Source organism: Streptomyces sp. NPDC050617, from assembly GCF_040654795.1.
GTDB lineage: Bacteria > Actinomycetota > Actinomycetes > Streptomycetales > Streptomycetaceae > Streptomyces.
In genome coordinates this window covers 177,420-199,667 of record NZ_JBFAIS010000008.1, presented here as the reverse complement: position 1 = coordinate 199,667, position 22,248 = coordinate 177,420, and the positions used below count along the sequence as shown (strand labels likewise).

The following is a 22,248-nucleotide window of genomic DNA, read 5'->3' as shown; positions in this document are numbered from 1 at the left end:
GACACAGATACGCGAGGCCCGGAGCCGGTCGCGGGGCGGCTCGACTCCGGGTGACGCGGCGTCACCTCGTACGATTGCGGTCGCGGTCGCCGTCGCGGCCGTGGCCCGTACGGACGGACAACTCCGCTGCCGCGGCGACGTCCTGACACCCTGCCTGCCCCAACGCGTCCCGCAGCTCTTCGGCCAGCAGGTCGAGCACCCGCCGGACGCCGCGCTCCCCGTCGGCGGCCAGCCCCCACACCGGCGGGCGGCCCACCAGGACGCCGACCGCGCCGAGCGCCAGCGCCTTGAGCACGTCCGTACCGCCGCGAACCCCGCCGTCCAGCAGGACCTCGCAGCGGTCGCCGACGGCTTCCACGACATCCGCGAGCGCGTCGAGGCCGGCGAGCGCGCCGTCCAACTGCCTGCCTCCGTGGTTGGACACCACGACGGCGTCCACACCCAACTCCACTGCCCGTAGCGCGTCTTCGGGGTCCAGGATGCCCTTGATGACGAGCGGCAGGCGGGTACGGGCGCGCAGCTCGGCCACGTGGGACCAGGTGAGGGCGGGGGAGAACGCGCGCCCGGTGTGGGCGGCCAGCGCCGAGCCCTGAGCCGCGTTCCGGTGCGCCGCCGAGACGGCCCCGGCGTCCAGATGAGCGGCGCGCACATGGTCCGGCAGCGCGAACCCGTTGCGCTCGTCCCGCAGCCGGCGGCCCATCCACGGCACGTCGACGGTGAGCATCAGCGCCTCGCACCCGGCGTCCTCGGCCCGGCGCGCCAGATCCAGCGACCGCCCGTCCTCGCGCAGCCAGTAGAGCTGGAACCATACGGACCCGCCGACGGCGGTCAGCTCCTCGACCGGCACGCTGCTCAGCGTGCTCACGGTGAACGGCACGCCCGCCGCCCGCGCCGCGCGGGCCGTCGCCGCCTCGCCCTCGGGGTGCACCAGCCGCTGGTACGCCACGGGGGCGACGGCCACCGGCATCCGCACCGGCCGCCCCAGCAGCGTGGCGTCCGTCGCGCACCCCGACACGTCCCGCAGCACCCGCGGCCGCACGAAGACCCGGTCGAAGGCCTCGCGGTTGGCGGCGAGCGTCCGCTCCCGGCCGCTGCCGCCCGCCACGAAGTCCCATACGTCCGGCGGCAGCACAGCGGCCGCGGCCCGCTCCACCTCGTCCAGGCAGCGCGGCGCCGCGGGCTCCGGCACGCGCCAGTCCTCCGGGTCGACCGCCAGGCCGCGAACGGAACCCGGCTGCGCCGGTGAGTCGGTCATGGGGCTCCTAGCGTGCGGGGGAGTGTGCGCGTGCGGGGGAGCGTGGGAGTGAACGCCTGTGAACACCATGCCGCTCAGGGCTCGATGCTACGTCTGCCCTCACGCATGCGCACCCGTCGGGAATCACACAGCGGACATTGTCGCGACGGTACGCCGGGTTCCGTAGATTCCGCTTTCTCGGGCCCGCTGTCCATGCCTGTCCGGGGCGAACGGCCATTGCTGCGGGCCCGGTTCCGAGTGATGATATTGGTACGGCGCGCCGTGCCGCGCCGCGCCTTGTCGCCAGTGTGCCGCCACCCGTGAGCCGTCGTACGCGAGAAGGAATCCGTCCATGGAAAATACGCGACCGGAAAACGCACGCGCCGAGTTGAACGCGGCCACGCTCCACGCATCGCTGGGCGACGCGTCGATGGAGTCCATGAATCTGCTGAATGAGATCGCGGGCGCCTATCCGGACGCCGTCTCCTTCGCGGCCGGACGCCCCTACGAGGGGTTCTACGAGGTGGCCCAGGTGCACGAATACCTTCGGGTCTTCTGCGACCATCTCAGGACCGAACGTGGAATGACGGACGCCCAAGTGGCCCGCACGCTCTACCAGTACGGCGACACCAAGGGAATCATCACCGACCTCGTCGCGCGCAGCCTCGCCGTGGACGAGGGAATCGACATCGACCCGCGGTCCGTGGTGGTCACGGTCGGCTGCCAGGAAGCGATGTTCCTGCTGCTGCGCGCGCTGCGCGCCGACGACCGGGACGTCCTGCTCGCCCCGAGCCCCACCTACGTCGGGCTCACCGGCGCGGCGCTCCTCGCCGACCTGCCCGTACGGACGGTGCTGACCGGCGAGTCCGGAATCGACCTGGACGATCTGCTGGTCCGGTTGCGCGCCGCGCGGGCGGAGGGAAAGCGGGTCCGCGCCTGCTATGTGACACCCGATTTCGCCAATCCGGCGGGCGTCAGCATGGAAACCATCGACCGGCGCCGACTGCTGGAAATCGCCGAGAACGAGGACATTCTCCTGCTGGAGGACAACGCGTACGGGTTGTTCCACAGCGGGCCCGACCGGCCGCCCACCCTCAAAGCGCTGGACCGCCGACGGCGCGTCGTATATCTGGGTTCGTTCGCCAAGACCGGTGTGCCGGGCGCGCGGGTGGGATATGTCGTCGCCGACCAGTGCGTGACCGATGGAGACGGCGATGGCGGAGAAAGCCGGCTGTTCGCCGACGAACTGTCGAAAATCAAGAGCATGCTCACCGTGAACACCTCGCCCATCGGGCAGGCGGTGATCGGCGGAAAGCTGCTCAGCAACGGGTGCAGCATGATCGCCGCCAATCAGCGCGAGGCGGCCGTGTACCGGGACAATCTCGATCAGGTGCTGCACGGGCTGGCCAAGCGGCTCGGCGACCGCCCCGGCGTCTCGTGGAACGCGCCGACGGGCGGATTCTTCGTCGTGGTCACCGTCCCGTTCACCGTGGACGACGCGTTACTGAAATACGCGGCCGACCGCTACGGCGTGCTGTTCACGCCGATGCACCACTTCTACGGCACCACGGCGGGTTTCCGGCAACTGCGCCTGTCGATCAGCACGCTCACCCCGGACCGCATCGACCAGGGCCTGGACCGGCTGGCCGAGCTGATCGACGAACGGACGCGCACGGACTGACACCGCCATCGTGAGCCCTGAGAGCTGTTCGCCGAACGCCGCGTTCCACTGGAGACGCGGCTACGGGCGTACGGGCGCGTACGGGCGTACGCGCCGCAGCTCTCCGCCCCGCGCGGCCTATCCGCAGCGCCCCGCCGGCCGTACCCGCGTGACCAGGCGCGAAGTACCGGTCGTGCTGTCGATCCAGACGACCTGGCGGCCGCCGGGGGCCGCCGCCCACATCTGTTCGCCGCGGTCGCAGGACACCCGGTCCTTCCGCCTGCCGTCCGCCGAGAACTGCCAGAGCTTCCCCGTCGCCTCGTTGCCGCGGTCGGCCGCGGTCGTCGGGGTGGTGACGGTGACCGCGTCGTCCGTGGCCGTCAGGTCGCCGATCCGCAGCGCGCCGGGACCGTCGCCGGGGCTGAGGTCCACCACGTGCGTACCGTCCAGGTCCGCGCGGCGCAGCGCCGTGAGCCCGCTGTCGGGGTCCTCGTGCACGAGCCAGTACACGTACGAGCCGTTGATCGCAGTGCGCCCGGCGTCCAAGGGCGCGCCGAGCCGGCCGGTCGCCGTGCGCCGCCCCGTCGCCACGTCGAAGACCTCGGCGCCGAAGGCGCTGCGGCCGGTGTCGGGGTCGAACCGGCGCGTGGTGTAGGCGATCCGCCCGCCGCTGACGGACGGGAAGAAGCCCTGGACGCCGCTGTCCTCGTCGATGACCCGGTGGGCGGCGGGGTCGCTCAGCCGCAGATACTGCGGGGTCCGCCCGCCCGGTATGGATCCGGCCTCGAAGACCACCAGGTCGCCGTCCACCCGCAGTTCGACCGCCGCCCGCCGGCCGCTCCACAGCGTCCGGACCGGTCCGCCCGCGACCGGCCGCGCCAGGATGTCCACGGACCGCCGGTTGTACGCCAGCCATACCACCGTCTTCCCATCGGTGGCCGGGTCGACGTGCGGGCGGCCGTCGTCGGGGCTGATCCGCCGCGGCGCGCCGGCGCCGTCGGCCCGCCCGGCCCACACCGCGGAGTCCGCGGTGCTCGCCGCCCACCAGCCGCCGCCCGCGCCGATCCTCGTCCCGGCCGGGGCGACGCGGGCGAGAAGGACGTCGGAGTCCACGCCCAGCGCCAGTTCCCAGCCCGGCACGATGCCGTGCGCGCCGAACGCCCGCTCGGCGGCCCCGCGCTGCGCCCCGGTGGCCCCCAGGTCCCGCGCCGCGGCGAGCACGGCGGCCCGGCCCTCGGTGAAGCCGTCCAGCGGGGTCAGATACTCGGTCAGCGCCTTGTACACGATGCGGTCGGCGAGCGTGCGGCCGACGTCCTGGCGCAGGTCCCACAGGGCGCCCGAGAAGATCGTGGAGTTGAGGTGGACGCCGCCGCTGTCGGTGGCGAGGGAGACGCCGACGAAGGACTTCGAGGTGGTCCGCCCGTCGTTCAGGTCGCGGGTCGCGCAGTCGCGCGGCGCCTTGGTGCGGCACAGCGACTCGCCCAGCAGTCCGGAGTCCGGGCTGTCCAGGGGAGTGCCGGAGGCGTCCGTCTCGACGGCGTTGCCGAAGTAGTCGGCGATCGCCTCGCTCAGCGCGCCGGCCTGGCCCGCGTAGACGAGTCCGGCCGAGTGGTCCACGACGCCGTGGGTCAGCTCGTGCCCGACGACGTCGAGCCCGGCGGAGAGCGTGCGGTGCTCGGCGTCGCCCGCGCCGTAGACGGCCTTGGCGCCGTCCCAGAAGGCGTTGACGTACGGGTGGCCGTACTGCGTCACGCCCACCAGCGAGTCGAGGGCCATGCCCCGGCCGTCCAGGCTGTCCCGGCCGTGCTGCTGCCGGTAGTAGTCGTAGACCTTCCCCGCCGCCCACTGCGCGTTCACCGCGCCCGCCTCGGTGGCCTCCGGGCCGAAGGCGGGCGCCGGCGAGCCGAACTCCTTCAGGTCGGACGGCCACTTCCCGGACACGTCACTGGCGTACCGCTCACGCGCGTCCCAGGTGGTCAGGGCGTTCTTGCTGGTGCCCGCCATCCGGTCGCCGTCCCGCAGCAGGTACTCCTCGCGCGGTTCGTCATAGGTCACGGACAGATCGACGGCCCGCCCGTCGTACGTGGCCCCGGACCCGTCCGCGTGCAGGCCGGGCGACCCGCGGAGCCCACGGGAAGCCTTCTCGCCGACTGTCGCATCGCCGGCCGTCGTGTCGTCGGCGGGCGCGCGGAAGGTCTTCAGCCCGCTGTACTGGAGCAGCGGGTAGCCGTTCTCCGCGTCGACGTAGACCTCTTGGAGCACCGGCTCGCCGGTGACCGGGTGGCGGCCCCGTACGGTCACGTGCCGGGTGAGGACGCCCGCGCCCCGCGGCAGGACGACGAGGCCGCGCGCAGTACCGGTCAGCGGCGGCGCGCCGTCCCTCGGCGCCCGCGCCCCCACGAGCTGGTCCGTGGCGGCGTCGACCGCGCGCTCGACCGCCAGGGCCTCGTCCACGGCGGGCGAGGTGCCGGTCGTCAGGCCGGTGAAGTACTTCCCGGACGTCCCGGTGACGGTCCGCTCGCTTCCCTCGCGCTCCATCCGCACCACGTACTGCCCGCCGAGGACGTCCACTCCCCGGTGCCGCTGCTGAAACCGCACGGTCTCGGCCTTGCCCCGGACCAGGGTCGCCAGGGGCCGCAGATCACGCGAGGCATCGCCGACGTGAGGACGCTCCGCGCCCGCCGCCAAGTACCCCCGTGCCGCGTCCACCGCGCTGCCCGATCCCTGGCCCGAGCCCTGGACCGCAAGCCGCCCGGAGCCCACGGGGCCGGGCCGCGGCACCGCCTCCACGCCGGCCGCCGACACGACGAGCGCGGCGGCGCCGATCAGCGCCACCACACCCGACCGGCGCGCACGGCTCGCCCCGCCCGGTCTCGCTCTCCCGCCACGCGCTCCGCGCTCACGCACGAGAACCCCCTCCGCCAGGCGCCCCTCAGGCGTCACATGTTGTCCAAGCGGAGTCATGCAAACCTGGGACCGCCGACACAGCAATGACGCAGGGGACAGGAGCGTCGATAACCATCCTGACGTACGCCAGGTGACGGAACGAGTCGTCAGGCGAAGGGAGTTGAGCGCGTACGACCGGCATGTACGGCCGACACGCGTACAACCGAAACGCGTACAGCCGACACGCCCGCGGCTCAGTGCAGGCGGGCGAGAGCCTCGGGCCCCACAGGTTGCGCGGCCCCGTGCCCGTCGAGGAGCCGGAGCACCTCGTCGGCCGCGCTCGCCCCCAGCCGGAGGCGGCACTCGACCGTGCCCGCCGCCTGATGCGGGGTCAGGAGCACGTTGGGCAGGGCCCGGAAGGGGTGGTCCACCGGCAGCGGCTCCGCGTCGAAGACGTCGATGGCCGCGTCCAGACGGCCGTCGCGCACCTCGGCGAGCAGCGCCTCCTCGTCTACGAGCCAGGAGCGCGCGGTGTTCACCAGGCCCGCGCCGTCCGGCATCGAGGCCAGCCGTCGCCCGTCCAGCAGGCGTCTGGTCTCCTCGGTGGCGGGGGCGTGGACCGCTACGACCCGGCTGCCGCGCAGCAGCCGGTCGAGCGGTACGCGGCGTACCCCCAGGCGGTCGGCCTCCTCGGCGCCGAGGAAGGGGTCGCTGACCGAGACCCGCGCGCCCAGCGCGCGGGCCAGGGCGATGTAGGCGCGGCCCGTGCGGGAGGCGCCGATCACCCCGATCTCGCTGCCGTGGATCTCGTGCCGAGGCGGTGCGGCGCTCGCCGTCTCCCAGTCCGCGCCGGAGCGCAGCGCGTGGTCGAAGCGGTGCATGCGGTGCAGCAGCGCGAGGGTGAAGGCGAGGGCGACCTCGGCGACCGGGCGGGCCATGGCGTCGCCGGCCTGCGTGACGCGGATGTTCCGCGCGAAGACCTCGGGAGCGACGTACGGCGCCACCGCGGACCCCGAGTGCGCCACGAGTTCCAGCCGGTCGGCGGCGGCCAGCAGCGAGCCCTCCAGCCGGGGCGTGCCCCACGAGGTGATCAGGGCCCGAGCCCCCGGCAGGGCCGCCGCCAGCACCTCGGCATCCGTATGGCCGTCCAGTACGGTCAGTTCGGCGGCGGACTCCAGGCCGTCCCACACCGCGGGCGCGAACAGCTCCGTGCGCAGACGCGGCGGTACGGACACCACGACGCGCGGCCGTTCCCGTACCGGGGGGCCGGGCGCGCGGTCAGGAGAGCCAGGCATCGCGGTGCTCCGCCACGAACGCGTCGTCGGTCAGCCAGGGATAGGCGGCGCACACCCGCGTCAGCTCCTCGGCCTGGCCGGGCGACAGCGTCTCCCGCGGGTCCAGGCAGCGAATGCCGTCCAGCAGCCCCTGGCGGCGCAGCACCTCGTGGACCCCGGCGACGCACCCCCGGAACCCGCCGCGCACATCGAACACCGCGCTGTTGGCGTCGGTCAGTTCGGTGCGCCGCGCGAGGCAGCGCGCCATCGCCTCCTGGTCGCCCTCGCGGGCCCGGCGCACGTCCTCGAAGAGCCGCACGGCGGCCTCGGTCCACACCGCCCACTGGCCGAGCAGCCCGCCCGCCACCCGGCGTCGCCGTCCGTCGGCGGTCGTGTACGAGGTGAGGAGGTCCCCGATGATGTCGTCGTCGTTGCCGGTGTAGAGGGTCACCGCGTCCGCCCGCTCGGATCGCGCGACGGCCTGGACGACGTCGGCGGTGCGGTAGCGGTCGAAGGGGGCGATCTTCACGGCGGCCGTCGAGGGGAGGTCCGCGAACGCCGACCAGAACTCCGGCGACAGATACCGGCCGCCCACCGCCTCCTGGAGGTAGAAGCCGATGACCGGCAGGACCTCGCCCACCGCGCGGGCCCGGTCCAGCAGCCCCTTCTCGTCGGCTCCCGGCACGGCCGGGCTCAGCAGGACCACGTCGTAGCCGAGCGACGCGGCGAGTTCGGCCTCGGCGACGGCCTGCGCGACATATCCGCACGCGCCCGCGACCTTCACGAACGGCCGCCCCGCCTCGGTGCGTACGGTCTCGGCGGCGAGCTCCAGGACCGGCGCGAGCAGCCCCACTTCGGGCTCCCGGATGGCGAACTGGGTGGTGTGCACGCCCACGGCGACCCCGCCGGCCCCCGAGGCCAGGTAGTAGCGGGTCAGGGCGCGCTGGCGGCGCTCGTCGAAGCCGCCCGCGGGCGTGAGGGCCAGCGGATGGGCGGGGATCACGGTGCCCCGCGCGAGCAGATCCAGTGCGGCGGCGCCGCCGGTCGACTGCGCAGGGGAGGGGGAGAGGGACATGACGCGGTTCAGAACCTTCCGTCGCGGGACTGGAACTTGGTGGCCTTGCCGGACAGCGGCAGCCCGCGGCGCAGCCAGTCGGCCTGCCGGCGGACGAGGGTGCGCAGCGGCACGTCCGGATAGCCGAACAGGGCGTGGCAGCGGCTCGCGTCGGACAGCAGCGCCGTCTCCGCCTCCGTCCCGGTCAGCACCGGCTCCCGGCCCAGCTCGGCGCCGAACCACCGCGCCATCCGCCGCACCGAGGCGGTCTCCGGGCCCGTCAGATTCAGGGTGAAGCCGTCTTCAGCCGTCGCGTGGAGCAGCGAGCGCAGGGCCGCCTCGTTGGCGTAGCCCTGCCACACGACGTTGGCGTGGCCCATGGTCAGGTCGACGGGCTCCCCGGCCCGTACCCGCTCGCCGATGTCCGCGAGCACCCCGTACCGCAGGTCGATCGCGTAGTTGAGGCGGATCAGGGCGACCCGCGTGCCGCGGGTGAGGGCCGCGTGCTGGAAGATCCGTTCGCGTCCCAGGCACGACATCGCGTACTCGCCGACCGGCGCCACCGCGTCGTCCTCGGTGCTGCCGCCGGAGCCGACCGGTACGAGCGGATAGACGTTGCCCGTCGAGAAGACGGCGATCCGCGCCCCGGACCAGCGCCGCGCCACCCGGTCGGGCATCGCCGCGTTGACGGCCCACGCGTGCGCCGGCGCCCCGCTGGAGCCGAATTTGGCGCCGACCATGAAGACCACATTGCCCGCGTCGGGCAGTTCCGCCAGGTCGGCGTCCGGGTCCATCAGGTCGAAGGTCACGGTCCGTACGCCGTGTCCGGCGAGGTCCCGCGCGGCGGCCTGGTCGGACCAGCGCGACACGGCGTGCACCGTCACATCGTCGCGCCCGGCCGCGTCGAGCGCCCGCCGCGCCAGCCGGCACAGGCTCGGCCCCATCTTCCCGCCGGCGCCCAGCACCAGCAGGTCGCCCTCCAGCTCGCCCATGTCGCGGATCAGCGCGGGGGAGGGGGCGGTCAGCCGCTCCTCCAGGTCGGCCTCGCTCGTGAAACCGCCCTCCGCGCCCAGGAGTTCACGGGCCGGTGCGGGTGTCGCGGACGAAGGCATGGCTGTTGTCATTCGGTTCTCATCCCTTGATTCCGGACGCCGAGACGCCCTCGGTGAAGTAGCGCTGCCCGACGAGATAGGCGGCGAAGATCGGTACGAACGCGATGACGGAGCCGGACAGCACGACGTTCAGCGGCACGTTCTGCTGCTGGAGCGAGGCGATGCCCACCGTCAGGGTGCGCATGTCGGTGGACTGGCCGATGATCAGCGGCCACAGGAAGTCGTTCCAGTGCCACAGGAAGACGAAGACGCCGAGCGTCGCGAGGATCGGCTTGAGCAGCGGCAGCACGATCCGGTAGAAGACCTGCCACTCGCTGCACCCGTCCAGCCGGGCCGCCTCGAACAGCTCGTCGGGCAGCCCCCGCACGAACTGGCGCATCAGGAAGACCGCCTGGGCGTTGGCGAGCGTGGGGAGGATCAGCCCCCAGTAGGTGTCGACCCCGCCGAGCTTCGCGATCATGGCGAAGGTCGGGATCATCGTGACGTGGTACGGGACCATCACCATCGACAGGAACGACCAGAACATCGCCTCCCGGCCGGGGAACCGCTTCTTCGCGAAGGCGTAGCCGGCCAGCGCGGCCAGCAGCAGCACCCCGATCACCGAGACCACCGAGTACAGCAGGGTGTTGAGCAGCCAGCGCAGCACGCTCTGCGCGCCGAGCACCGTGTCGTACGCCTCGCCGCTCAGCGGCCAGGGCAGCAGGCTGCCGGGGAACTCGACGGCCGCGGACGGCTTCAGGGACAGCACGACCATCGCGTAGAACGGGAAGATCGTCGCGAGCGCGGCGACGGCCAGCAGCACGCCCCGGACGATCCGTCCGCCGCGCGTGCCGCGCATCGCGTGCGGCACGCCGTCCCGGTCGGCGGCCCGGCGCCGGGCGCGCTCGGCACGGCGCGCCGCGCGGTCCGGCCCCGGCGGTACGGGCGCGGGCGGTGCCTTCTCGATGGAGACGCTGGTCATGGTCACGTGTCCTTCCCGATGACGAGCCGCTGGAGCAGCGCGACCACGAGGGTCAGTACGAACAGCGCGACCCCGATGGTCGCGGCGTAGCCCAGGTCGAAGTACTTGAAGCCCGCGTCGTAGAGCTGGAAGACGAGCGTGTAGCTCGCGTTGGCGGGGCCGCCGCCGGTCATCGTGTAGATCGCGTCGAAGACCTGGAAGGAGGACGTGGTCTCGATGACGGCGAGGAAGAACATCGCGGGCCGCAGCTGCGGGAGCACGATGTGCCGGAACCGCTGCCAGGGCCCCGCGCCGTCGGTCAGCGCGGCCTCCTCCAGCTCGCGCGGTATGTCCTGCATGCGCGCGAGCAGGATGAGCATGCCGTAGCCGAAGCGCGACCAGACCCCGATGAGCGCGAGCGCCGGGAGCACGAGGACGTGGTCGCCGAGCCACGACGAGTCGGACAGGCCGAACCAGCTCATGAAGGTCGACCACGGACCGCCGGTCGAGAAGATCCACACGAAGACCGTCGCCGCGAGGACGAGCGAGGTGACGACCGGCAGGAAGAACACCGAGCGGAACACCTTGGAGCCCCGGAAGGCCCGGCGCGTCAGCAGCGCCAGCGCCGTCGAGGCGATCACCGTCCCCGGCACGGCCATGACCGTGTAGAGGACGGTCACCTTGAGGGACTTCCAGAACAGCGGGTCGTGCCACAGGCGGTTGAAGTTGTCGAGGCCGATGAAGCGCCCGCCGCCGGTGAGCGAGTAGTCCGTGAAGCTCATCAGCACGCCGGCGATGCCGGGGCCGAAGCGGAAGGCGAGGAAGAGCAGGAAGCAGGGGAGGACGAAGAGCAGGCCGATCCGGGCCTCGCGGCGCGCCTGCGGCCCGCTGCGGCGGCCCCGGCGCCCGGGTTCCGCGACGACTGCCACGGTGACTCCTTACGGGGTGGTACGAGGTGGGTGAGGGGACTGGCGAGGGGGCCGCGGGTCTGGATGGGGGGGGGGACGGCCGGGGGAAGGGCGGGGCGGCGGAGGGGCTGCCGACCGCAGGGGTGACGGGATGGGGCCTGCGCGGCGCGCGGGCGCACCGGGCCGGAGCCCCGGCCCGTCTCGCCGTCCGCGTCAGCCGGTACGGCGGGCGCCGGGGCCCGTTCCCCGTTCAAGGTGCGGGCGTTTCAGCGCCCGAGCATGGCGTCGGCGCCCTCGGCCGCCGTGCGCAGCGCCTTCTCGGGCGACTTGTCACCGAGCAGCGCCGCCTGGATCTCGGGCGCCAGCATCCCCATCACCTCGCGGGACCTGCGCTTGAGCGGACCGGCGTTCATGCTCGGCAGCGTCTTGGACACTGCGGTCTGGAGGGGGTCGCCCGGATACAGGTCCTTCGCGGAGCGGCGGGCCGGGAAGTACCCGGCCTCCTTCTCCAGGCCCGCCGCGTGCTCCGGCCGGGACACGAAGTCGATCCATTCGCCGGCCATCTTGGTGTTGCCGCCCTTGAGCAGGGACAGCGCGCCCACGGTCCCGTAACCGACCGAGGCGGCGTCCTTGAGCGGCGGCAGCACGGCCGTGTTCTTCCTGCCCCAGAAGGGCTCGACGTCGGCGGGGGTGTTCTGCCAGGTGCACGCGACCTTGCCGCGGGCGACGGGCGTCTGCTCCAGCTTCGGGGTGGTCGTCACGAGGTCGCGGTCGGTGTAGCCGCCGGCCACGAGCTCCTTCAGAAAGGTGAGGGCCTTGACGCCCGCCGGGCCCGCGAACGCCGTTTTCCTGCCGTCCTCGTTGAAGACGTCGCCGCCCGCCTGCCACAGCAGCGGATAGAACGTCAGGTTCAGGGTCTGCTGGGTGTCGCCGCTGTAGCTCGTCGCGTAGTAGCCCTTCTCCTTGAGCCGGGGCGCGAGCCGCGCGAGGTCCTCCCAGGTGTGCGGGTACCGCTTCTCGCCGATCGCCGCGAACACCCGCTTGTCGCAGATCAGCGGGTTCCCGCTGGTCAGTACGGGCGCCCCGAGCATCTTGCCGTCGGCGGCGACCGACTTGAGGGCGAAGTCCGTGTAGTCCGCGCGGGCCGCCGCGGACAGGTACTCCTCGGCGGGCACGATGTTCCGCCGGTACATCGGCAGTTGGTCGGGGACCAGATAGACGACGTCGGGGCCCTTGCCGGAGGCGATGGCGGTCGCGAGCGCGGTGTCGCGGTTGGCCCACGGGAAGGTCTCCACCTTCACCGTGATCCCGTCGTGCCGCTTCTCGAACTCCTTGACCAGCCCGTTCCAGTACGCCTTGTTCTTCGCCTCGTCGAAGATCACCGGGTAGGTCCACATCGTGATGGTGCGGCTGTCGCTCCCACGGCCCGAGCCGCAGCCGGTGAGCGCGGTGGCGGCCAGTGCGGCGGCGAGCGCCGCGGCGACGGCGGGGCGCCGTCTGCGGCGCCGGCCGGCCGGGGCCGGGGCTCGGGACGTGAGGGGCATGAGTGGTGCCTCCGAAGGAGCGATGGATATGGGTCGGCGCGCTACGGACTACGAGCGCGCGTGGGACTTACGGGCATGGGCCCCGGACTCAGCTGACGGGCACCTGCTGGACGGTGCGGGTGTGCCGGGCCCGCTCGGCGGCGAAGGCCGCGAGATGGCTGTTCAGGGACGCGTCCGTACCGGAGCGGATGGCCTCCGGGTCGCCGTTCGCGAGCGCCCGTACGAACGCGGCGACGAGCGCGGTGTCGCCGCCGCCGTGTCCGTCGGCCGCGTTCGAACCGCTCTCGCCGAGCTCATGGACCCGGCTCTCGCCGGTGCGGAAGTCCTGCACGGTGACCCGCTCGCCGTCGCCGCTGAGCCAGCCGTGCGAGCCGAAGATCCTGGTCTGCCGGTGCGTCTGCTCGGTGAAGGCCATCATCTGGAACGTCGCCGTCAGGGAGCCGGACAGCCGCATCGCGACGACCTGGTGGTCCACGACGTCGTTGTCGCCCGCGTACACGCACACGCCGTACGGGCCGGTGCGCAGCGCCTCCCGCAGCCCTTCCTCGTCCGTGGCCTCGGTGACGTGGGTGACCGGCCACACCGCGCCTTCCTCGCGCAGCGTCGGCATGTAGAGCTTGGGGGCGCTGTACGGGCAGTCGGCCTCGACGGGGCAGTCCAGACAGCGGTCCGCCGCCCCGGCCGGCTTGTTCTCCGGGCGGAAGTGCTTGAGGCCGCCGAAGCTCGCGACCTCCTCGATTCTGGCGCCGAGCACGTAGCTGATCCAGTCCAGGTCGTGGCAGGACTTGGCGAGGATCATCGGGGAGGATTCCTGCTCGCTGTGCCAGGGGCCGCGCACGAAGCTGTGCGCGTAGTGCCACCAGCCGACCGGCTCCAGGTGCTCCATCGAGACGAGTTCGCCCAGCACCCCGGAGTCCACGACGCTCTTCACCAGGTCGGTGTACTCCGTGTACCGCAGGACGTGGCACACGGCGAACAGCACGCCCGCCTCGCGCACCCCCTCGACGAGCTTCCTGGTCTCCTCCTCGGTGGGCGCCAGGGGCTTCTCGGCGAGGATCGCGTATCCGGCCCGCGCCAGGGCCAGGACCGGTTCGACGTGGTCGCGGTCCTGGGTGGCGACGATGACCGCGTCGGCTATGCGGTTCTCGGCGAGGGGCCGCCAGTCGTCGAACTCCAGGGGCGCGCCCGAGGCGGCGCGGGCGGACGGGCGCGGGTCGGCCACGGCGACCAGTTCGGCCTGCTCGGGGTGGGCCTTGATCCACTCGGCGTAGGTGAGGCCGCGCTGGCCGGCGCCGACGACGGCGACCCGGACGGGGCGGTCGGTGATCGAGGGGTGCAGTGTCACGAAAGTTCCCAGTGGTGTCTGAGGGGCGATTACGAGGGACAATTGTGCGCCTCACCAGGGGCGAGTCCAGGAGGAGGCGAGATCCTCAGAGGCTGAGGTTGCCCTTGCTGTGGGAGACGCGCGCGCTCTCCTTCGGCATCGCCGCGCGGGCCGTGCCGTCCTCGACGCACGCGGTGTGCAGCAGATGACCGTCCCCGCCGAAGCCGGACTGCCGCAGATCCAGGGCCCCTCCGGTGAAGGTGCAGCCGCTCGCGCGGTACCGGTTGGTCCCCTCCCCGATGCTCACGAGGGCGCGGCCGTCGGCGGCTCGCGCGTCGACGCCGGTGAGCTGCCAGGTCACCGTGCGGTCGCCGCCGCCGCGGGAGAGCAGCGCCGCGCCGCTGCCGCGCGCGCCGATCCGGACCCCGGACAGCCGCAGCAGCTGGTCCCCGGGGCCGGCCAACCGTACGGCCGCGTCGCGCAGTTCCCCGCCCTCGACGTGGACCTCGCCGTGCCGGTACGTCACCGGGTCGGCGCCCTCGGACGCGGTGAGGACGCAGTGGTCGAGCACCAGCGGCCCGGCGCCGTTGAAGCGCGCGCCGTCGACGCCCGTGAGCACCGTCCGCTCCAGTGTCAGCGGGGCGTCGACCGAATCCTGGGTGATCTCGGCGTCCTTCGTGAAGGCGAACGCCGAATCGGATACGGTGCTGGGCCGTTTGGACAGGGACGACGTCCGGGACACGATGAGCGGCCCGCTCGCGGTGCAGCCGCGCACCTGCACGCCGTCGGCGTTGACCCACAGCATCCCCGAGCCCTCCAGGGACTTCTTGCCGATGACGGTCATGTCCTCCAATGTCAGGTCGGTGATCCTGACGCGGGCCACGAACCACGAGCAGGAGTGGCGGCGCACCGTGATCCGCTTGGCCGCGCCGCCCCAGGCCGCGCCGGAGTTGGCGAAGGTCATCAGCCCGGAGTTGCCGGTGTAGACGAGATCGTGCTCGAACTGGCCGTGGGTGACGAAGGGCCCCTGGTCGTCGCCGTCGCCGTGGCAGTTGGTCACGTAGCAGTAGGCGGAGGCCGTGAAGTCGTTGAGGTGGCGGGCGTTGGAGGTGTGGCAGTCGGAGACATGGCCGTAGAGGCAGTAGATCTGCTGCGTGAGATAGCCGGCCCCGCCATAGGTGACCGACTGGGGATTGGCCAGCGAGCACTGCTCGGTGCGGTAGTGGGTGCACCAGCGGCGCATCACCACCGGCCAGAACGTGCCGGTGGCCTCGATGCCGGAGACGTCGCAGCGCACCGCGTACTCGTAGGCGACCGGGTGCGAGCCGGTGTACTCGTCGTCCCCCGCCCCCTCGAAGACGAGGTCGCGCACGTGGCTGCGGGTCACCGGCTCGATCCGGGTCCAGGTCAGGGCGCGCCCCGCCGCCAGCTCCCAGCCGATCTGGTAGGCGACGCGGATACGGCCGCCGTCCACCACGTCGGTGACCTCGACGAGGCGCTGGACCTCCTTCTCGTACTTCCCCTTCACCGCGTTCACCTCCACGGCCCACCACTGGCCGACGGCGAACCCGGAGGCATCGCCCACCTCGAAGAGGTCGCTGAGATCGGGCATCACGGAGCCGAGGGTGTGCCGGTGCACGGTGTCGGTGACCTTGCCGCGGAAGGAGAACACCGCCCCGAAGGGGTTGTCCCGCGTGTTCTTCTCGATCCCGGCGGTACGGACCTGATGGCCGCCGAAGTCCAGCTCGATGCCCGACCGGGACCACAAGTGCCGTCTGCGGAACAGCAGATCGGTATGGGCCTCGACGCGGTGTACGGCCTGGTCGGCGACCAGCGCGTCCAGGGCGTCGTCCGCGGGCGTACCGGCGTCGAAGTGTCCGAAGGTCCGCAGGTCGACGGTGCCGTCGTGCAGTTGGAGCCAGCGGCCGCGGTCCGGCGCGGAGTCGGGCGCGATCACGGTCCCGCCGTTGTGGCCGGCGGTCGAGGACGCCGACCAGCGCACCGCCATGCCGCCGCCGTCGCCCGGCGCGCGGTAGCCGGCGAGCAGGGCGAGGCCGCCGTCCTCGGCCGCCGTCGGGCGCAGCGCGCGCAGGCGCGCCACGGTGTCGAGGCGCCGGACCGTGCCGGAGGGGTGCGAGTCGGCCGCGATGGGTCGCGTCGCGACGGTTTGGGCGGTGGCCGAGCCCGATCCGGTCACCGCGCCGGCGGCGAGCAGCCCGGCCAGGCCCGAGGCGCGCAGGAACGAGCGCCGGGCGTTCGAGGACGGATCGGACGGAGCGGAGGAAGCGGGATGGGAGGGGGGAACGCTCATGACGGACTTCGCCTTCCGAGAAGTGCCGAGGGGGGAGCGTTCCTGCGAAGTGCTGCCGTGGTGCGGATGGCTGAGAAGAGCTGGACAGGGTTGAGAAGAGAGGTGCGACCGGGGGCCGGGGCGTACGGGGCAGGCGCCGGGGCGGGCCGCGGTGCGGGCCCGGTGCGCGTACGCACCGTGGCCGCGGTGGAGCCGCGCGGCCGGTGGTGATCAAGGCAGCGCGGCTGGCAGGGAAGCTACGCGGGGCGCGCCGCCCGCGTCAAGACCCCGTCGTACGCCCGTCGTCGCGCCGTAGGGCGCGGGGCTCGGGCACCCGCGGCGGCTCCCCGGCGGCCTGTGAAGCCGCGTGCCGGGCGGCGTTCTCCGGGTGCGCCGGGTTCTGTGCGTTCTCCGCTTCCGTTTCCGTCGCCTCCTGGCCCAGGCCCACGCTGATGCGCCGCGCGGCGTCCCTGACCCGCCCGCCCAGCTCCTGGTAACGCCACGCGGGCAGGCCGAGTTTGAGGCCGGTGATGCTGATGGCGCCCGCGCAGGCGCCCAGGTGGTCGCGGACCGGGGCGCCGATGCAGATGACCCCCTCGGCGTCCTCCTCGTCGTCGAGCGCGTAGCCGAGCCGGTCGATGTCGCGCAGGTGGGCGAGGAGGGTCGCCGGGTCGGTGATCGTCCGGGCGGTGCGGCGCGGCAGTCCGAAGCGCTCGACCACGAGGGCCGCCTCGGCGGGGGAGAGGGCGGAGAGCAGGGCCTTGCCCAGTCCGGTGCAGTGCGGCAGTTCGCGCTGTCCCATGCGCAGGTCCAGGCGGATGCGCTGGTCGGTCTCGACCTGGTCCACCACCACGGCGTGGCCGCCCTCGGGCACCGCGAGGCGCGAGGCCATGCCGGTGACGGAGGTCAGCTCGCGCAGCACCGGGTGGGCGACGGTCCGCAAGGACACCTGGGACCGCGCCCGGTCGCCGAGCCGCGCGAGCCCCATGCCCAGGCGGTAGCGCCGGCTCATGCCCTCGCCGTCGTCGGCGACGAGACCGTACGCCCGCAGGGTCTGGAGCATGCCGAAGGTCGCGCTCTTGGCGATCCCGCAGGCGCGCGCGATCTCGGTGACGCTCATGCCCCGGCCCGGCTCCGCCGTGGCCAGGGTTTCGAGGATGTCCGCGGCCCTCGCCACGCTCTTGACCCAATACTTCGACTGCTCAGTCGGCTCCGACTGCTCAGCCGGCTCCGACTGCTCCGACTGCTCCGCCTTGGCCGGGCCTTCGCTGTTCGCGCTGTTCGTCATAGCTGAACAGCGTAGTGCCTTCTCCCGGGATTCTGGGGCGAGTTCACGCCGAAAGTCGCACGGAAAAGGGGTTGACCTCCGCGATTTTCGGCCCGTACGATCCTGACTGTTCTGGAGTACAGAACGCTGTTCTGAAGAATTTCCTGCGAAGACTGCCGGCGGATGGCGCCATGGCTCCCGGGGACCGGGCAGGACCCCGAAGGGCCGAACGACTATCGACGCAAGGAGCACCGATCATGAGTTCAGGCCAGGACGGCACCACCGCGCAGCGGCTCGCCCGGCGAGCCCGCCAGGTCGTGCCCGGTGGCGTGAACAGCGGCCAGCGCAGCATCCCCGGCCTGACCGACCTCGTCGTCACCGGCACCGGAGGCGCCCGCTTCCGCACCGCCGACGGACGGGAATTCACGGACTTCCACGCCGCCTTCGGCCCTCCGCTCCTCGGCCACAACGACCCCGACGTGGCCCGCGCCGCCGAGGAGGCCGGCCGGAGCCTCGGCCATATGGGCGTCGGCGTCACCGAAGGCGAGGTGCTCCTCGCCGAACAGCTCGCCGAGCTCATCCCCTCGGTCGACAAGCTGCTGCTCACCTCGACCGGCAGCGAGGCCACCTTCCACGCCCTGCGCGTCGCCCGCGCCGCCACCGGGCGGCGGCTGGTCGTCAAGTTCCAGGGCTGCTACCACGGCTGGCACGACGCGGTCAGTCTCAACGTCATCTCGGCGCCCGAGAAGGTCGGCGGCCACGACCCGATCTCCACGGGCATCCTGCCCGAGGTCCTCGCCGCCACCCTCGTCCTGCCCTTCAACGACAGCGAGGCGGTGCGCACGGCTTTCGCCGAGCACGGCCAGGACATCGCCGCCGTCATCGTCGAACCCGTGCCCCACAACGTGGGCGCCCTCCTCCCGCACCAGGAGTTCCTGCGCACCCTGCGCGAGGAGACCACGAAGGCCGGCAGCGTCCTCGTCTTCGACGAAGTGATCACGGGCTTCCGCCACGACCTCGGCGGCTGGCAGCGCATCAGCGGCGTCACCCCCGACCTCACCACCCTCGGCAAGGCCATCGCCAACGGCGCGCCCGTCGCCGCGATCGGCGGCCGGGCCGACCTGATGGACCTGTTCTCGACGACGCCGGGCGCGCCCGCGTTCTTCGCCGGCACCTACAACGGCCACCCCTCGGTCGTGGCCGCCGCTCTGGCCACCCTCCGCAAGCTCCGCGAAGAGCCCGTCCACGAAAACGTCTTCCGGCTCGGCGACCGCGTCCGCACCGAACTCACCGCGCTCTACGCCCGCCTCGGCGTGCCCGCCGTCGTCACGGGGTACGGCTCCGTGTTCGTCACGTACTTCATGCCGGGCTTCACCCCCGACACACCGCCGCGCACCTACCGCGACCTGCTGGCCAACGACGCCTCCCTCTTCGTCGGCTACCGCCGCCGCCTCATCGAGCACGGCCTGTTCGAACTGCCCCTCAACCTCAAGCGCAGCCACATCAGTTACGCCCACACCGACGCGGACGTCGACCGGCTCCTCGAAGCCACGGAGGCTGCCGTCGCGGCGGCCCTGGCCGAGGGCGGCGTCCGCGACCTCAGCCACACCTCGACCATGGGCGGAGCCCACCTCTGATGCTGACCGTCAACCGCACCCGCCCCACCGGCCCGGCCGGCCGCGTCAGCCGGGTGGAGACCCTGATGCTCGGCACCGCGTGGCGCGACTTCGGCTACGTACGCGTTCACACCGACGAGGGGCTCTCCGGCATCGGCGAGATCACCCACCCCTACCGGGGACAGGAGGTCTGCGCCCTCACCGAGTCCCTCGCCGGCCGCCATCTGCTGGGCGCCGACCCCTTCGACACCGAGGAGATCTGGCTCCGCCTCTACCAGGGTGACTTCCTGCGCGGCGGGGACGTCGGCGGCGTCGCGCTCTCCGGCCTCGACCAGGCCCTGCACGACATCATGGGCAAGGCCCTCGGCATCCCCGTCTACCGGTTCACCGGAGGCGCCTGCCGCGACACCGTCCGGGTCTACGCCAACGGCTGGTACAACGGCGAGCGCGACCCCGGGACCTTCGCCGCCAAGGCCCGCGAGACCGTCGCCAAGGGGTACAGCGCCCTCAAATTCGATCCCTTCGGCCCCGGACTGCACGAGCTGGAGCGGTCCGAACTGCGCCGCTCCGTCGAGCTGGTGGCGGCCGTCCGCGAGGCCATCGGACCCGACACCGACCTCTTCATCGAGGGGCACGCGCGATTCGCGATGCCCACCGCCGCCCGGCTGCTGCGCGAGCTCGAACCCTTCGACATCGGCTGGTTCGAGGAGCCGATGCCCTGGACCCACATCGAGCGCTACCGCGAACTGCGGCAGCGGGCCGCCTTCCCGATCTCCGGCGGCGAGCACTTCCACAACCGCTACGAGTACAAGCAGCTCTTCGCCACCGAGGCCGTCGACATCGTGCAGCCCGACCTCTCCATGGCCGGCGGCTTCACCGAGATACGCAAGATCGCCGCGGCCGCCGACACCCACGGCATGCTCGTCGCCCCGCACAACTCCAACTCCCCGCTGTGCACGACGGCCTCCGCCCACGCGGCCTTCGGCATCCCGAACCTCAAGATCCTGGAGACGTTCGACAGCCTCCTGGAGGACTACGTCTTCGAGGCGCTGCGCGGCGTCCTGCCCGTGGAGAACGGCCGTCTGCCGCTGCCCACCGCCCCCGGCCTCGGAGTGGAGCTGGTCGACGAGGTCTTCGAGGAGCACCCGCCCAACCACCGCTTCTGGAACATGTTCAGCGAAGGCTGGGAGAAGAGGAACCGCACATGAGCCCGGCCCACACCGCCAGGAGCAGCCGCCGATGATCGTCGACGTCCACTCCCACCTCTTCCGCCACAGCCACGACTTCGGCGAGCCCTTCGCCTCCGACTCGGCGCGCGCCCACGAGGGCGAGGTCGATCTCACCGTCACCTGGGAGGAGTACGCCGCCGCCTGCCCGCCCGACACCCGCACGATCGTGGTCGGCGGCAAGGCCCGCCGCAGCGGCCTGTGGGTCGACGACACCGCCGTCGCCGCCTACACCGGCCGACACCCTGACCGGCTCATCGGCTACCTCTCCCTCGACCCCACCCAGCCCGGCTGGCAGGACGAACTCCGCTACGGCCACCAGGAGCTCGGCCTGCGCGGCATCAAACTCATGCCGATGTACGCCGGGTTCGACCCGGCCGCCGAGGAGTACGACGAGCTGTACGCCTACGCCGAGCGCAACGGCCTGCCGCTGCTCGTGCACACCGGCACCACCTTCGTCTCCGCGGCCCCGCTCGAGTGGGCGATGCCCCGCCACCTCGACGCCGTCGCCATCCGCCACCCCGAACTGCGGATGGTCCTCGCCCACCTCTCCCACCCCTTCGAGGGCGAGTGCATCGCCGTCATCCGCAAGCACCCGCACGTCTACGCCGACATCAGCGCCCTGCACTACCGGCCCTTCCAGCTCTGGCACAGCCTCCGCCTGGTCCAGGACTACGGCGTCTGGGACAAGCTGCTGTTCGGCAGCGACTACCCGTTCACCACGGTGAACGACTCGGTCGACGGCCTGCGCGAGATCGCGGCGATACCCGGCATACCGGGCCTCCCGCCGCTCGACGCGGAAGCCGTCGAAGCCCTCATCCACCGGCCGTCTCTCGGCCTGCTGGGCCTGGGTGACTGAGCCCCCCATCGTGTTCCCCCGCTCGCCCCCGCCACCGCACCCCGAGTGCGGCGGCACGGGCGAGCGGGCCCCTCCCCGTACCCACCCCGAGGACCACGCCGTGACCCACCCGCCAGCCCCGCGCGGCACCGACCGCTTCGACCTCACCGGCCGCACCGCCCTGGTCACCGGCGCGGCCCGCGGCCTCGGCCGCGCCTTCGCGACCGGTCTCGCCGCCGCCGGGGCCGACCTCGTCCTCGTCGACCTCCCCGGCGCCGACGGCATCGAGGAGACCGCCGGCCAGGTCCGCGCCCTCGGCCGCACCTGCCATACGTACGCACAGGACCTCGCGCACACCGAAGAGCTCACCGGCCTCGCCGACACCGTCCGCGCCGACGTCGGGCCCGTACACATCCTCGTCAACAACGCGGGCACCGCCGCCCTGGAGCGCTGCAACGAGATCACCCCGGAGAGCTGGAGCCGGGTCATGAAGGTCAACGTCGACGCGGTCTTCTTCCTGACCCAGCGCATCGCCGAGCACATGACCGCCGACGGCACACCCGGCCGCATCATCACCGTGACCTCGAAGAACGCCCTCGTCGCGGAAGCCGGTCTCGCGCACTACAACGCGTCCAAGGCCGCCGCGCAGCTGCTCACCGAGACCTTCGCCATCGAACTCGCCCCGCACGGCATCACCGCCAACACCCTCGCCCCCGGCATGGTCGACACCCCCATCGACGGGGAATTCCCGCTCGACCGCGAGCCCTTCGAAGCGGCCTGGCGCGAGCGCATACCCCTCGGCCGCTACGCACAGCCCGACGACTGCGTGGGCGCCCTCCTGCTCCTCGCCTCCGACGCGGGCGCCTACCTCACCGGCGCGCGCCTCGTGGTCGACGGCGGAGTCCTCGCCGACCAGCAGCCCCGGATGCGCTGGATGCCGCCGTACCGCAATACGGTCAGCGGTGCCGGCGGTACTGGCGGTTCTGGCAGTACTGGCGGTGCTGGCGGTGCCGGCGGTTCGCGCGTCGGCGGCTGAGCCCCTAGAAGACCCGTGCACCGCCGCACCCCGTGGAGG

At 72.5% G+C, this 22,248-nt stretch carries 15 protein-coding genes and 1 pseudogene; 5 read left to right on the top strand and 11 right to left on the bottom strand.

Going from position 1 to position 22,248, the window contains the following annotated elements:
- Nucleotides 1–61: 61 nt before the first annotated feature.
- Nucleotides 62–1,255 carry an alpha-hydroxy acid oxidase gene (locus tag AB0I49_RS13925; protein ID WP_363227162.1) on the bottom strand — a complete coding sequence of 398 codons (1,194 nt, stop codon included), beginning with the start codon at nt 1,253–1,255 and terminating at the stop codon, nt 62–64.
- Between the two features lie 331 nt (nt 1,256–1,586).
- On the opposite strand from AB0I49_RS13925, the gene AB0I49_RS13920 reads away from it, so the two are divergent.
- Nucleotides 1,587–2,915 carry a PLP-dependent aminotransferase family protein gene (locus AB0I49_RS13920; protein WP_363227161.1) on the top strand — a complete coding sequence of 443 codons (1,329 nt, stop codon included), beginning with the start codon at nt 1,587–1,589 and terminating at the stop codon, nt 2,913–2,915.
- Nucleotides 2,916–3,032: 117 nt separating this feature from the next.
- On the opposite strand, the gene AB0I49_RS13915 is transcribed toward AB0I49_RS13920, so the two are convergent.
- The 10 genes and pseudogenes from AB0I49_RS13915 to AB0I49_RS13870 all read right to left on the bottom strand — a co-directional run.
- Complete coding sequence (locus AB0I49_RS13915; protein ID WP_363227160.1) at nt 3,033–5,732, bottom strand: M4 family metallopeptidase; 2,700 nt, start codon at nt 5,730–5,732, stop codon at nt 3,033–3,035.
- A 302-nt stretch (nt 5,733–6,034) separates the two neighbouring features.
- Nucleotides 6,035–7,075 (bottom strand): hydroxyacid dehydrogenase, encoded by a 1,041-nt coding sequence (locus tag AB0I49_RS13910; RefSeq protein WP_363227159.1) that lies wholly within the window; start codon nt 7,073–7,075, stop codon nt 6,035–6,037.
- Entirely contained in the window at nt 7,059–8,129 is a 1,071-nt protein-coding gene (locus AB0I49_RS13905) for a dihydrodipicolinate synthase family protein (RefSeq protein ID WP_363227158.1), read from the bottom strand. The genes AB0I49_RS13910 and AB0I49_RS13905 overlap by 17 nt, the downstream gene beginning before the upstream one ends.
- Nucleotides 8,130–8,137: 8 nt before the next feature.
- On the bottom strand, nt 8,138–9,100 hold the full coding sequence (locus AB0I49_RS13900; protein ID WP_363227232.1) for an NAD-dependent epimerase/dehydratase family protein: 963 nt from the start codon (nt 9,098–9,100) through the stop codon (nt 8,138–8,140).
- Between the two features lie 139 nt (nt 9,101–9,239).
- A complete protein-coding gene (locus AB0I49_RS13895) occupies nt 9,240–10,181 on the bottom strand; it encodes a carbohydrate ABC transporter permease (RefSeq protein WP_363227157.1) in 942 nt (313 codons plus the stop codon).
- 2 nt (nt 10,182–10,183) lie between these two features.
- Nucleotides 10,184–11,089 (bottom strand): sugar ABC transporter permease, encoded by a 906-nt coding sequence (locus tag AB0I49_RS13890; RefSeq protein WP_363227156.1) that lies wholly within the window; start codon nt 11,087–11,089, stop codon nt 10,184–10,186.
- 245 nt (nt 11,090–11,334) lie between these two features.
- Nucleotides 11,335–12,612: an extracellular solute-binding protein gene (locus AB0I49_RS13885; RefSeq protein WP_363227155.1), complete on the bottom strand. Its 1,278-nt coding sequence runs from the start codon at nt 12,610–12,612 to the stop codon at nt 11,335–11,337.
- A gap of 88 nt (nt 12,613–12,700) precedes the next feature.
- Nucleotides 12,701–13,957 carry a Gfo/Idh/MocA family oxidoreductase gene (locus AB0I49_RS13880; RefSeq protein ID WP_363227154.1) on the bottom strand — a complete coding sequence of 419 codons (1,257 nt, stop codon included), beginning with the start codon at nt 13,955–13,957 and terminating at the stop codon, nt 12,701–12,703.
- Between the two features lie 85 nt (nt 13,958–14,042).
- Nucleotides 14,043–16,247: a peptidase C14 gene (locus tag AB0I49_RS13875; protein WP_363227153.1), complete on the bottom strand. Its 2,205-nt coding sequence runs from the start codon at nt 16,245–16,247 to the stop codon at nt 14,043–14,045.
- Between the two features lie 415 nt (nt 16,248–16,662).
- Nucleotides 16,663–17,403 (bottom strand): annotated as a pseudogene (locus tag AB0I49_RS13870) (IclR family transcriptional regulator); the annotation flags it as partial.
- 347 nt (nt 17,404–17,750) lie between these two features.
- Here AB0I49_RS13870 and AB0I49_RS13865 point away from each other — a divergent pair.
- From AB0I49_RS13865 to AB0I49_RS13850, 4 genes are all read left to right on the top strand, one after another.
- Nucleotides 17,751–19,130, top strand: a complete 1,380-nt coding sequence (locus AB0I49_RS13865) for an aspartate aminotransferase family protein (RefSeq protein ID WP_363227152.1) — start codon at nt 17,751–17,753, stop codon at nt 19,128–19,130.
- A complete protein-coding gene (locus AB0I49_RS13860; RefSeq protein WP_363227151.1) occupies nt 19,130–20,317 on the top strand; it encodes a mandelate racemase/muconate lactonizing enzyme family protein in 1,188 nt (395 codons plus the stop codon). The genes AB0I49_RS13865 and AB0I49_RS13860 overlap by 1 nt, the downstream gene beginning before the upstream one ends.
- A 31-nt stretch (nt 20,318–20,348) precedes the next feature.
- Nucleotides 20,349–21,194 carry an amidohydrolase family protein gene (locus AB0I49_RS13855; RefSeq protein ID WP_363227150.1) on the top strand — a complete coding sequence of 282 codons (846 nt, stop codon included), beginning with the start codon at nt 20,349–20,351 and terminating at the stop codon, nt 21,192–21,194.
- A gap of 100 nt (nt 21,195–21,294) precedes the next feature.
- On the top strand, nt 21,295–22,209 hold the full coding sequence (locus tag AB0I49_RS13850) for an SDR family oxidoreductase (RefSeq protein WP_363227149.1): 915 nt from the start codon (nt 21,295–21,297) through the stop codon (nt 22,207–22,209).
- The last annotated feature ends 39 nt before the right edge of the window (nt 22,210–22,248 follow it).